This window comes from Xenorhabdus japonica (assembly GCF_900115195.1).
In the GTDB taxonomy this organism is placed as follows: domain Bacteria; phylum Pseudomonadota; class Gammaproteobacteria; order Enterobacterales; family Enterobacteriaceae; genus Xenorhabdus; species Xenorhabdus japonica.
In genome coordinates, this window is sequence record NZ_FOVO01000021.1 from 1 (window position 1) to 12450 (window position 12450).

The 12450-nt window shown below is 38.7% G+C and carries 12 protein-coding genes and 1 pseudogene; 5 read left to right on the top strand and 8 right to left on the bottom strand.

Annotation, left to right across the window (positions count from 1 at the left end; translation table 11 throughout):
- Window positions 1-106: 106 nt before the first annotated feature.
- The 4 genes and pseudogenes from BM135_RS09530 to BM135_RS09550 all read right to left on the bottom strand — a co-directional run.
- Window positions 107-490: pseudogene (locus BM135_RS09530) on the bottom strand (FimD/PapC N-terminal domain-containing protein); the annotation flags it as partial.
- 253 nt (window positions 491-743) lie between these two features.
- Window positions 744-1310, bottom strand: a complete 567-nt coding sequence (locus BM135_RS09540) for a fimbrial protein (protein WP_092519517.1) — start codon at window positions 1308-1310, stop codon at window positions 744-746.
- Between the two features lie 96 nt (window positions 1311-1406).
- Complete coding sequence (locus BM135_RS09545; RefSeq protein ID WP_175486060.1) at window positions 1407-1937, bottom strand: fimbrial protein; 531 nt, start codon at window positions 1935-1937, stop codon at window positions 1407-1409.
- A 664-nt stretch (window positions 1938-2601) separates the two neighbouring features.
- Window positions 2602-3345, bottom strand: a complete 744-nt coding sequence (locus tag BM135_RS09550) for a 4'-phosphopantetheinyl transferase family protein (protein ID WP_245737360.1) — start codon at window positions 3343-3345, stop codon at window positions 2602-2604.
- Window positions 3346-3491: 146 nt separating this feature from the next.
- On the opposite strand from BM135_RS09550, the gene galE reads away from it, so the two are divergent.
- Entirely contained in the window at window positions 3492-4511 is a 1020-nt protein-coding gene (gene galE, locus BM135_RS09555; protein WP_092519519.1) for a UDP-glucose 4-epimerase GalE, read from the top strand.
- 262 nt (window positions 4512-4773) lie between these two features.
- Here the strand turns inward: galE and BM135_RS09560 are convergent, their stop codons facing one another.
- Both BM135_RS09560 and BM135_RS09565 read right to left on the bottom strand, forming a co-directional pair.
- Window positions 4774-5256, bottom strand: a complete 483-nt coding sequence (locus BM135_RS09560; protein WP_092519520.1) for a membrane-associated Zn-dependent protease 1 — start codon at window positions 5254-5256, stop codon at window positions 4774-4776.
- A gap of 110 nt (window positions 5257-5366) precedes the next feature.
- Window positions 5367-6227, bottom strand: a complete 861-nt coding sequence (locus tag BM135_RS09565) for a lipase family protein (RefSeq protein ID WP_092519521.1) — start codon at window positions 6225-6227, stop codon at window positions 5367-5369.
- 472 nt (window positions 6228-6699) lie between these two features.
- Here BM135_RS09565 and BM135_RS09570 point away from each other — a divergent pair, with 472 nt between their 5' ends.
- The 4 genes from BM135_RS09570 to BM135_RS09585 all read left to right on the top strand — a co-directional run bounded on the left by BM135_RS09570 (window position 6700) and on the right by BM135_RS09585 (window position 10822).
- Window positions 6700-8070, top strand: a complete 1371-nt coding sequence (locus BM135_RS09570; RefSeq protein WP_092519522.1) for a pyridoxal-phosphate dependent enzyme — start codon at window positions 6700-6702, stop codon at window positions 8068-8070.
- Window positions 8071-8090: 20 nt separating this feature from the next.
- Window positions 8091-9290: a trans-sulfuration enzyme family protein gene (locus tag BM135_RS09575; protein ID WP_092519523.1), complete on the top strand. Its 1200-nt coding sequence runs from the start codon at window positions 8091-8093 to the stop codon at window positions 9288-9290.
- A 399-nt stretch (window positions 9291-9689) separates the two neighbouring features.
- The gene (gene def / locus BM135_RS09580; RefSeq protein ID WP_092519524.1) at window positions 9690-10196 is read left to right on the top strand and encodes a peptide deformylase; all 507 of its coding nucleotides are present in this window, start codon (window positions 9690-9692) and stop codon (window positions 10194-10196) included.
- A 227-nt stretch (window positions 10197-10423) separates the two neighbouring features.
- Window positions 10424-10822, top strand: coding sequence for a hypothetical protein (locus tag BM135_RS09585; RefSeq protein WP_092519525.1), 399 nt, complete (start codon window positions 10424-10426; stop codon window positions 10820-10822).
- 96 nt (window positions 10823-10918) lie between these two features.
- On the opposite strand, the gene mutH is transcribed toward BM135_RS09585, so the two are convergent.
- The gene (gene mutH / locus BM135_RS09590) at window positions 10919-11599 is read right to left on the bottom strand and encodes a DNA mismatch repair endonuclease MutH (protein ID WP_092519526.1); all 681 of its coding nucleotides are present in this window, start codon (window positions 11597-11599) and stop codon (window positions 10919-10921) included.
- A 657-nt stretch (window positions 11600-12256) separates the two neighbouring features.
- Window positions 12257-12382, bottom strand: coding sequence for an SgrR family transcriptional regulator (locus BM135_RS17965; RefSeq protein WP_139204097.1), 126 nt, complete (start codon window positions 12380-12382; stop codon window positions 12257-12259).
- Between the last annotated feature and the right edge of the window lie 68 nt (window positions 12383-12450).

The following is a 12450-nucleotide window of genomic DNA, read 5'->3' on the forward strand; positions in this document are numbered from 1 at the left end:
ACACGAGATTACAAAACACCGAATGAGTTATTTAAAGGAATACCCACTCATTTACTTCGTTCATTACGGTGTTGCGCTTAATATGTGAATCCAAGAGATTATAATCAAGGAGTAGCCCTGGTATGCCATTATCCCAGAGGGAAGGGGGCGACCAGAAAGGATCGGAATACTCCAGATATAACTGAGGAATGCTCATATTGAGTTGCGATTCAGACATACTTGCAGATAGTTTTACTCCCTTTAAAGGAGAAAAATCGACACACTGTCCTTGATGCCACAGGCCTGTACTGTTGAGAGCTTTTTCTGTTAAGCCGATTTTGTCGCGTAATTTTGGCGAAATACAGATTTCTGAAACAGTTTTATCTCCCATCTTTCGTGAATAGAATGGAATAATTGTTTCATGGATAATATTTTGATCATTGATTATCAGTGATAACTGATAATTACCTGGCATTACATAGTCTGCTTGTGAGAAACGGGATAAATCAATGTTTTTTTATCTTGGAGATCCAGCATATCGGAATTGAATTCTACTGCATTTGATTTTTTAATGTATAAAGTAATTAGCATCAATAATGCAAATAAATATTTTATCTGTTTCCTTTTGGTTTTATTCATATGCGCAGAATTCCGTACTAAATTCCAGTAGGATATATACTCTTTATCTTTCAAGTTTCCTCCTTGTTGGCTGCGATGATCTTGAAATTAATTGAGTATAGAAAGAGTCATTTAAAAATAGAGTGTTACTCGTAATTTATCTTAAAACGCAGTGCTGCATAATAATGGCCCGGTAATAATGGTTTTCCATTCGAAATTAAACTAAGCTTGTATTTCAATTGCTGTCCATTACCATAAATAGGTGTTGTCGGTAATATTTCGCCTTCACGTACTAAATAACCCTTTGAATCATGTATAGTTAAAACTGCTCCTTGCGCATTACCCGATAAATAAAACCAATGTGGTTCTGTATCTCTTTGGCCTTCAAATGATATTTTTACTGGAAGCTGGTAGCCTGCATTTGATTGTTTTGCCAAAGAGCAATGAGTTAATTTAATGACGACATTTTTTTGATTACCTACGCTATCCTGATTCAAATTTTTTGCCGATATTACGCCCATATTCAAGGATTGCCAGGCATCTTCTAATACAATAGTGCAGCTTGTTGAAACAACACTTCCACTGACATGCACCCAAGTTTCATTGGGATTAGGTTCTATAGGAAGTTTTCCCGCATTTCCTGACGCTGGTAACCATAACCCCAATAAGATGATAAGGCTTTGTAATATATAATTGGGATTCTCATTTATCATTATTGAATCCTTGGTATTTTGTCAAAACAAAAAATTATGACTTAGAAAATGACGGAATACATTATTTCTCGTCATGTAATATAATATGCTAAGGCATTAGTTATAGGTAATATCAAAGAGTGCCTTACCTTGGAAATCACCTTCAGAAACTTCAGTGGCACCTTCCTCTTTTTTAGCATAAGCAATGAAGCCTAAAATATTTGTTCCTTTTTTGAGTTCCATAGAATCAATATTAGTTCCTATTGATATCGCCTTACCTTCATCTGTTGTCAGTTTAACGGCTACGTTTTTAGCGGTTCCAATCATTTTCAATTCAGATCTACTCGTATCACTAAGCCCCCTAAATTGAATAGTAAAATTTTTGCTTTGATTAAAAGCACATTGCTCCAATTTAATTTTGAACTCTTGGGCATATTCATTACCTGAATCCAGATAGGCTTTTCCGATATGACCAAATTTAACTGTTTGATCAATAGAATCATGTGCAATATTACAGGGAGAATTTGTCACAACACCTTGAAAGTTTACTGTACCTGATTCGATTGCAGTTGTATTTGCATTTCCTACATTGAATACTCCCATACTGGCTATTGTAGTCATGATTATGAAGATTTTGTTTTTTTTCATATTTGTTTCCTTAACTGTTTTCATCGTTGAACCGACTATATTATGTCTTATTTCATGGTGGTAGAGGACAATTGTAGTAGAGGGCAATTGTTTTAATGATAATTCACTATATTTTTTCTATATTAATATATTACCTATATCACAGAGGTTTCTATGGTTTCTGTTGAAGATTAATAATGAAAATCCATGAGTCGAAAACGATTTGTCATTTTGACTATGTGTTATTTAAAAATATAAATTTAAGAATGAGTTTTATTTTACATATGAGATCTCACCGTATTGGATCATGTTATTATCTGTTTTCTGTATAGAAGATTGGATGATTTTTTTTAAAGTTACAAGTTAAGTTGATTGAAATCGGTTAACTAAAATACCTGGTGGATTTGTAGTTTGTTTTCCTGTTTTTCTGTTTTTTTATTCTAAATCAAAGTGTTAATTGATATATTTTCAAGATTTAAAATATATAACTATGTTAATTTATTGCGTGTTTTATGTGTTTTTAGTTTGGTTTAATTGTTAACTTCATTATATTATTTAAGTGAGTATACCTTTATAGCTTGAATGCATCTGAATGTTTAGTTCATTTAATTAAGTATTCAGATGCATTCAGGTTATTCAAATTATTGGTTCTTCTTACAGGTTTTCCCTATTAGAGAATAACTATCTAACCAATCAAATATGTCAGTATTTGTTGTCGAGGCATGAGAACAAAATTTCCATGAAATTGTGAACCCGCTTGATACTCATCAGATAATGTTTGCAATAGTTTGATATTCACAGAGTGATCACTACAATCAATTGATGTAATTTCAGCCGCATGGAAATCAAAAAAACGTTTTACATGAGGGTAAAGTGCTTTAAACAAACTCTCTTTGATGGAGAACGCAAGAGTGAACGCCTGCCCAAATAGCAATGGGCATTCTTTCAGTAATGCCGCTTCATTGGTATTGATGATGCTGGGTAAAACATTTTCGATAGTCTCTGATTTGATCTCCTGTTCGATATCAATGCCGATTATTTGGTACTTATCACAAGAAGCTGCAAACGCAATGGCACAGCTGGTGGAATGAGAGATGGAGCCACAAATATTGTCGGGCCAGATTGGAGAACGATCTTGGGCATTGGTTACTTGAAAACCAGAATAACCCAAATTGTTTAAAACTTGTTGAGTGCAGTAACGGGCAGCCAGATATTCCGCTCGCCGTTTATTGACTGCGTTATGTAACTTGGGTGGATAGGCAATACCACATTCATCAAATAATGTATCCCGATAGTAAGCTTGATCAAAATAAGTTTGCATGACTTGAATATCAGGATGTTCAAACAGTACGCCTGTTTGTATTTCATTGAAAAAGCTATCATTTATGGTAGTAGTTTGGGCAGAGGTAAAAGTGATTTTTTTCATCATCGGATTTTATTATTAGCTGTGATTATTAAATAGTGAATCATTAGAAAATAGTTATTGCCTGATTTTGCCATATTTTAGTTTTAGTTCACTAATGCATTGACTCTTTTTATACTCTTGCGTGTTATCAGTTAAAAAAAGAGGTCAACGTGGAAATATTAGTGACAGGTGGAATGGGCTATATCGGTAGCCATACTTGTGTACAAATGCTTGCAGCAGGGATGAGGCCGATCATCATTGATAATCTGTGCAATGCCAATCGTGAAGTCCTGGCGCGTATTGAGGCATTGACTGGTGTACAGCCTCTGTTTTATGAAGGGGATATTCGTGATGAGTCATTCCTTGATGCCATTTTTGCTCGTCATCAAATCCAATCTGTAATTCACTTTGCCGGATTGAAAGCGGTTGGGGAATCTGTCGCTAAACCTATCGAATATTATGACAACAATGTCAATGGAACGCTGGTGCTGGTGCGCAGTATGCATAAAGCGCGCGTCAAAAGCATTATCTTTAGCTCATCCGCCACAGTATATGGTGATCCTGATGTTGTGCCGATTACCGAGCAATCCACGGTAGGCAATACGACTAACCCTTATGGAACCAGTAAGTATATGGTCGAACGCTGCCTGTCTGATCTTCATCATGCCGAAAATGATTTGTCTGTGGTGCTACTGCGTTATTTCAATCCAGTAGGTGCTCATCCTTCCGGCACGATGGGGGAAGATCCACAGGGAATTCCTAATAATTTGATGCCTTATATTGCTCAAGTAGCGGTAGGTCGTCGGGAAAAGTTGTCTGTGTATGGCAACGATTATCCGACATCTGATGGCACCGGAGTGCGTGATTATATCCATGTTATGGATTTGGCCGACGGACACATTGCGGCATTGAATGCTGTTGGCAAGAAGTCGGGGTTGCATATCTACAATTTGGGCACCGGAAAAGGCACCAGCGTACTGGAAATGGTGGAAGCGTTCAGTCATGCCTGTGGTAAGCCTGTTCCTTATGAGATTTGTCCACGTCGTCCGGGAGACATTGCGGAATGTTGGTCAAGTCCAGAGAAAGCTGAGCGAGAGCTGGGTTGGAAGGCAAGCCGTACTGTTGTGGAAATGACCGCAGATGCTTGGCGTTGGCAGTCTCAAAATCCCAATGGCTATCAAGGCAGTTAAGCCGCAAGGTGAAAAACATGTTAACGTCAGCTTGAATACAAGCAACTCTGCGGGGCGGATGCCAAAAACTGTAGGGGAAAAAGGTTGGGATGGTTTTGCATTATTACGGATAAATACAGATAAAAAATTTATCCGATAATTTTTAATGGCAGAAAATAATAGGTTACAAAAAGGATGGTTTATTTCGGTAAACCATCCTGAGATTAACCAACTATACCTAATACTTTTCTCCGATACCGTTTATCCGATCCGTTACCTGATATTATGATTTTGGGATTGCAGTCTTATTTGCAGATGCAGGTTGCCGTGCTGACTGACATGCTTTTCGTTCACTGGATTCGCGCTCTTTAATGATTTTTGCTGTTTCATCTATGGTGGGAAGAGGAAAGCCCATATCATCATAGGCACCAAAACCAATCAAACGATAACCGCTTAGCGGAGAATTTACGGGGACACGAAATTCTTTCTTTTCCCCTGGCGCTAATGCGTCAAATGACTGTACTGTCAGTGTGCCTGGTTCACACTTATCATTAAGGGGTAAAACAGCCAGATAGCCTCCTGCTACAGGTTGGTCACCTTTATTTTGCAGTGTGCCGCCCACAAAGAATTTACCGTTGGCTCCCAGCCCCATATGGAATAACAAGTGTGCTTCCCCTTTTGCCCATAATGCCGGGGAAAACAGGCTGCTTGCTATTAATATTGTACTTATTAATATTGTACTGAATGTGTAACTACACCATTTCATTTTCATGCTCCTGTTTACTGAGTTCCTAAATGAAATAGGTATTGCAGTGGTTGGAAAAAAAATCAAGTTATCTTACTTAACTTGAGCAATGGCTATTAATCCAGCAATTCTTATAGATTGATACAAGAATCAATATCACCATATTTTGTCACTCTTTTGAACACATCCAAATCTAATCTAGCAATGTAGTTAATTAAATAGTGGCTACATAGTGGCCCATCTGAAATATCTAACTTGGTTTGAGGTTTAAATTCGTTGGTATAGTCCAATGAGGAATACCCCAAAATGTCAGGAGGTAGATGAGGTATGATGTCATCTATATAATTGAATACAGCAAAATTGCTAAAGTTTTGAGTAATGTATTTGGAGAATTCCCTATTTCCTGGTCTTGGGCAGGCAAATAAACAGGCTGAGTGATTGGGCGCTATTGAGCCAATTTCATACATGAGATAGGACGCAATGGCTGATCCAAGGCTGTGACCGACTATCGTGAATTGACAATTTACCCCTATAAGTCGGGTAATCGCTTCAGCCAATTTGAGGTTGCTATAATCATGGTATGATTCAGGCTCAATAGTAATCAGCTTCATTGAATCATAGACACTAAAAAATCCCTGGCTTACTTCTACTTTGGGGAAACGGGTCCATGGTGAGGTGAAATCAATAAGGCCATCGTGGAGATCTTCTAGAAAAATTGAGGGATCTGTTCCGCGTATAGCAACAACATATTCCCCTGGGGAGTTGCTTTTTTCTGCCACATACCCATAACAGACATGATCGGGCCATACGATTTTTCGGGGGGTTACTGAGAAAGACAGATCATTTGCAGAGATATATGCGATAACTTTCCATCCATCCTCTTCAATTCGCGGATCGACTGGAGGCGTTGGGTTATTGTAATACTGTTCGTTCATTTTCGCTGCATATAACACGAACGCTGCAAAATTGGCGGCTTCTTTGTATGTATACATAGTTACCCCTTTTGTTTGTTCTTTGTTGGCGGGATGATTGTTTTATTTAACTTAATTGTATGTCATTTTGCTGGATTTTCTGGCTTAAGATGGAATATATGCCCAATGGATTTCAAGATACTTCGCAGCCAACAAAGAGGCAACTTGAAATACGAAGGATATACAGGTTGAATGATCCTATGTTTAGATATTAATGACATTATTATTGTAGAAAACTGAATTCAATATAATCTATGCCATTAGAATTTATTTGTTATTAAATGATGAGAAGTAATGACTTGGAGCCATATTTTATTTATCAACATCGAATTAGCTAATTCCCTTTTGTTATATATAGTTTTTATTTGTTCTTTCAAATTGGCTGCTATACAGCGTTATTCTTTCCCAATCTGAAGGTTTTATTTGCAATTGAAGGTCTTATTTACAATTGAAGGTCTTATTTGCAAATTTTAACAGTTATCAAGAGGCAAATATGGCAGCACCACGTTCGGTTCTTGAACTTATAGGGAATACACCGCTACTGGAGCTTACGCATCTGGATACAGGCCCATGCCAGCTGTTTATTAAGTTAGAAAATCAAAATCCGGGTGGTTCAATTAAAGATCGGGTTGCACTTTCAATGATTGAGGAGGCGGAAAAACAGGGATTGTTGAAACCAGGGGGCACTATCATTGAAGCTACGGCAGGCAATACGGGCATAGGGCTCGCATTGGTTGCCGCCATGAAAGGCTATAAATTGATTTTAGTTGTGCCTGATAAGATGAGCAGGGAGAAAATTTATCATCTGCGGGCGCTGGGGACAGATGTACGCCTGACACGCTCTGATGTTGGAAAAGGGCATCCTGAATATTATCAGGACCATGCTCTACGTCTGTCGAAAGAAATCAACGGTGCTTATTATATTGATCAATTCAATAACCTTGCGAATTCAGCCGCCCATATTGCTAGCACGGGTCCGGAGATTTGGCAGCAGATGGAACAGGATGTTGATGCGGTGGTGATTGGTGTTGGCTCTGGCGGCACGCTTGGTGGTCTGAGCCAGTATTTTAAAAATGTTTCCCCTCATACGGAATTTGTCCTCGCAGATCCTAAAGGTTCTATTCTTGCCGATTATGTTGAGCATGGTCACTATGACGAAGCTGGCAGCTGGTTTGTGGAAGGCATTGGAGAAGATTTTGTCCCGCCTCTTGGTGATTTCTCTCAGGTTCACCATGCTTATCGCATTACTGATGCCGAAGCATTTACCAGCGCCCGCAATTTGCTGCTGACAGAAGGCATCTTGGCTGGCTCTTCTTCGGGAACATTGCTGGCGGCGGCGCTACGCTATTGCCGTGCTCAAAAAACGCCGAAACGTGTAGTTACGTTAGCTTGTGACAGCGGCAACAAATACTTGTCGAAGATGTTTAATGATTACTGGCTATTGGAACAAGGGTTGCGTGCACAGTCGCAAGAAGATGATTTGAGCGATTACATTACTTATCTCTATCGGGATGGCGCAACGGTTTCAGTTTCCCCACAAGATACCTTGCAGATAGCTTATGGTCGCATGCGTCTGTATGACATTTCACAGTTACCTGTGATCGAGAACGACCAAGTCGTAGGTATCATTGATGAGTGGGATCTTATGCATACTATCAAGGCCAACTCCCGCAATTTTTCTTTACCTGTTACTGAAGCGATGACCAGTCAGATTGATACACTTAATAAAAGAGCGCCATTGGAGCAGTTAACTGCCACCTTTGATGCTGGTCATGTGGCTCTGATTGTTGATGATGACAATCATTTCCTGGGCCTTGTTACTCGCACCGATGTGCTGAATGCATGGCGTCAACAACTCAATTGATCTCTTTCAGGAATAAATTAATGACTAATTTTGATAATACTGGTTTTGATAATACTAAGTTTAATAAGATTAAATTTGATACACAAAGTGTCCACGCAGGATACGTACCTGATTATACTGGTGCAGTCATGCCGGCAATTTATGCAACGTCGACTTACGCTCAACCTGCACCGGGTCAGCATACTGGATATGAGTATTCCCGCAGTGGTAACCCGACGCGTGATGTGTTGGAGCGTGCGATTGCTGAATTGGAAAACGGTACTCGTGGTTATGCTTTTGGTTCTGGTCTGGCTGCCAGTTCTACCATTCTGGAGTTACTTGATAAAGACAGTCATATTATTGCGGTAGATGATCTTTATGGTGGTACTTACCGATTGCTGGAGAAAGTGCGCTGTCGGACTGCTGGTTTGAGAGTCACTTATGTCGAGGCAGGGGACACTGCGGCGTTAGAAGCAGCAATTCAACCCGACACTAAAATGATTTGGGTGGAGACTCCTACTAATCCATTGTTGAAATTGGCTGATTTAGCGGCGATTGCGCAGATTGCCAAGCGGCACAATATCATCAGTGTTGCAGATAACACTTTTGCTTCTCCTTATATCCAGCGCCCACTTGATTTGGGTTTTGACATTGTTGTGCATTCTGCAACTAAATATCTGAATGGTCATTCTGATGTTGTTGCTGGCCTTGCTGTGGTGGGAAATAATGCAGAGTTGGCGGAACAAGTGGCCTTCCTGCAAAATTCCATAGGTGGCATTCTTGACCCGTTCAGCAGTTTCCTCGTCCTGCGTGGTATTCGGACATTGGCACTACGCATGGAGCGCCATATTGACAACGCAGAGAAGATCGCACATTGGCTCGAACAGCAGCCACAAATTGAGAAAGTGTATTATCCCGGCCTTATTTCTCATCCTCAGCATGATCTGGCAAAACGTCAGATGAGAGGTTTTGGTGGCATGATCTCCATCGTACTGAAAGGAGATGAAGATTATACGCATCGAGTCATTAAAGAATTGCAATTGTTTACACTGGCGGAAAGTTTAGGGGGGGTGGAGAGCTTGATTGGTCAGCCATTTACCATGACCCATGCTTCCATTCCACTGGAAAAGCGTCTTGCTGCTGGGATTACACCACAGTTGATCCGCATTTCCGTTGGTATTGAAAATGCAGATGATCTAATCGCTGATTTGTCTCAGGCATTTGAAAATGTAGATTTGTGACAAAAAATAAAGTAATAAGAATAAAGTAATAAAAAATGCCAAATGAAGAATATCGTTTGGCATTTTTTATAATTTTATTAATTCATATTGATTTTGTTTTTATTGGTTACTTTTATTGAGGTTTTTATTTTTCTATCCGGAAATAAATATATTAAAGATATAGGCTACTTGGTTTTGAGTAAATGAATAATAAATTTAATTGATATATTTTGTTTTTTAAATTAAGTTGTCTCAATAATTGCTGATATATCATTAAGAATGAGATATATTTTATCAAGAATGTATATACTCAATAAATTTCAAGTCGAGGTATATACCCAATGGATTTCAAGGTGCATCGCAGCCAACAAAGAGGCAACTTGAAAGACGAAGAGTATAGTTAACAAAGGATGATGTGTTATGGCAATTCTAGATATACTCACAATTCCGGATGAAAGACTAAGACAAAAATGTGTTGATGTCACTGATTTTGATAAAGTTCAAACGCTGATTGATGACATGCTGGAGACAATGTACAGCACTGACAATGGTATTGGTTTGGCTGCTCCACAGGTCGGTCGGAAAGAAGCGGTTTTGATCATTGATCTTTCCCCAAATCGTGATCAGCCAATGGTTTTGGTCAATCCTAAGATTGTTGAAAAAGAGCGTCGAGTGGTCAATCAGGAGGGCTGTCTATCGATTCCTGGATATTACGCAGATGTTGAACGGTTTGAGAAAGTGAAGGTAGAGGCTTTTGATCGGTACGGTAAGTCCATTACGGTAGAAAGTGAGGATTTCCTGTCAATTGTTATGCAGCATGAAATTGATCATTTGCATGGCATTATTTTTATTGATTATCTATCTCCACTAAAAAGGAAAATGGCATTGAAAAAAGTGAAAAAGTATCTAAGTAATAGGAGAAATTAACGTATCAAGATAATAATAAAGTAAACTATTACTTTTTGATACTATATTATTTTGCAATATTGTGGTTTTATATATTGCCATTATTTAATTTATTAATGATAAATATTTATAAAAAAGCTTAAAATCATGGTTCACAAGGCAGTTAACAAAGGAGTTTGCAAGGTAAAGGATATATCTGATGGAATTTAAGAGATTTGATGGTAATGATATAAGCAGAGGAACTATATGTGATTGGAAAAAGTGATATTGCGTATTATCAACAACCTAATTTTTCCATTGATCTGAACCTGATAGATACAACTGATGCCAAGGCAGGTACTTACTTAATGATATTGGATGCAGAGGGGATTAGAGATGCTCAAGTTCTCTCTGTGAAAGTTGGCAGTAAAACGGAATATGTTAATATTTCTTCTACTGCCAGTAGCAACGTGCTTGCATGTGCTATTTATATCAGAAACCGGATTAATAGCAGCTACCCGCTGGTTGGTACTATCTACCTTGGCTACGATCCGTCATCTGGTTGTGTTGATATTACTACAGTGAAAATATCCCCTGATTCTCAATTAGATTTAGATATCAATAGGGCGGGCAACACTAAGTTTGATTTTAAATTGAAAGCAAAATAGAACGTCAGGGTTCCTGCATTAAACTTTTGCATCAAAGAATGGGGTATATCCATTTCAGATTTTTGTTGCGCTAAAAGCTATAAATTGTGCTAAAAGCTATAAAAAGAAATGGCGGGCCAATAGCGGTGCTGTAAAGTTTTTCTTCAAATAAAAACCTCTGGGCAACGTCATGATTGGCTGACCATATTCTCCTATGGCTTCTGTCAGTACTCGGCTATTGGCGGCTTTGGGACGCAATTGTAGCACTTCACCATGACGGGCCGTGATGCTCTCGATTTTTCCTAGTACAATAAGATCCATGAGTTCTTCCCAATCGCGCCGCAACAACTCTTCCTCAATAGCATTCGGACTCCAAAGTAACGGAGAGCCTACGCGGCGTTCGGGAAGTGGGATATTTCTTTCTCCCTCAACGGGAATCCACAGGACGCGGGATAATTTACGTCTGACGTGACAGTTTTCCCATGTAATGCCGCTGTTACCTGTTAAAGGAGCAACACAGACAAAGGTTGTTTCTAATGGGAATCCTTTGCTATCCACAGGGATTGTTTTCAGCTCAATGCCGATATGTTCAAAGTCTTGTTCGGGTTTACTGCCTGCATTTGCACCTAAATAATATTCAAGCAACATGCCGACCCAACCTTTGTCACGTTTTAAATTGGGGGGAATAGGGAGCTTGGCTAGCGCGGCAAGTTCCCCCATAGGTAAGCCTGCCAGAGAATAGGCGCGATCGAATAATTGTTGTTCGTTTTCAGGTGGTGCAGGAGGTGTAAAGTGCATGTTATAGAGTCTTTTTTTTGGTCAAAAAACGTCCGCGTGAGTTATTGGAAATCATTATTAATTTATCATTAGTATGATTATTTTTATAATAGCATGATATAGAAGATTTTTTTATTTGTGTTCTTTGTATTAAAAATAAACTTGTTATGATTGTTCACCTACTCCAAGTGATAATAAACAGGATCTTACACCATGTTATCCACAGAACTATGGGATAAGTGATGAAAAGTGAGATCACTGGTTTGATTTACAGCCCTAATGAATGAGGTTTTCTACAAAAATAGACGTTTTTTGTTTAACTAAAAGGCATATCCTGTGGATAAATTCACCGCTGGTTGATATTTGCCCAAAGTAAGAAGGAACGTAAATTTTCATGTATGAGATGCATTGTTAAAAGAAGAATAAAATCTATTAAGGCAATGAAAAGTAATGGTTATTTATTTACGCTTATAGTGAGTGTAAAAGTATGTAATAAAAGTATACCCGTCTTACCCCTCGCTTTTTCACATACATATCCACAGAAAAGGTGAATAAAATGCTTTAAGCCAGACAATAAATGTTTATAACTTTAGCTTTTTCTGTGAATTATTCTTCTGGAGGTGTAAATTTTTTTAATAATGGCATTTCGTAGAGGGTAACAGCGAGAATTCCAGCGGCTTATACCAGTCGGCTTGTTGCATGTTGTTTAGCCATGCAAAAAGAACGGGCGTGACGACGTGAACAATGCAAAATGTCTGCTAATAACTGCAAGATGGTTTTAGTCTTTTTGCCAGCCAGTAAGATAACTTACTGGCTTTTTTCGTTGGCTGTTGTTGGTTTGGTAATGCAATGTAACGGTAACGGGGAAGAAA

Coding starts and splice junctions, on each gene's coding strand:
- BM135_RS09560 (WP_092519520.1), bottom strand. CDS start 5,256: ATGAAATGGTGTAGTTACACATTCAGTACAATATTAATAAGTACAATA.
- BM135_RS09570 (WP_092519522.1), top strand. CDS start 6,700: ATGGCAGCACCACGTTCGGTTCTTGAACTTATAGGGAATACACCGCTA.
- BM135_RS09540 (WP_092519517.1), bottom strand. CDS start 1,310: ATGATAAATGAGAATCCCAATTATATATTACAAAGCCTTATCATCTTA.
- BM135_RS09575 (WP_092519523.1), top strand. CDS start 8,091: ATGACTAATTTTGATAATACTGGTTTTGATAATACTAAGTTTAATAAG.
- BM135_RS09545 (WP_175486060.1), bottom strand. CDS start 1,937: ATGAAAAAAAACAAAATCTTCATAATCATGACTACAATAGCCAGTATG.
- mutH (WP_092519526.1), bottom strand. CDS start 11,599: ATGCACTTTACACCTCCTGCACCACCTGAAAACGAACAACAATTATTC.
- BM135_RS09565 (WP_092519521.1), bottom strand. CDS start 6,227: ATGTATACATACAAAGAAGCCGCCAATTTTGCAGCGTTCGTGTTATAT.
- def (WP_092519524.1), top strand. CDS start 9,690: ATGGCAATTCTAGATATACTCACAATTCCGGATGAAAGACTAAGACAA.
- BM135_RS09550 (WP_245737360.1), bottom strand. CDS start 3,345: ATGATGAAAAAAATCACTTTTACCTCTGCCCAAACTACTACCATAAAT.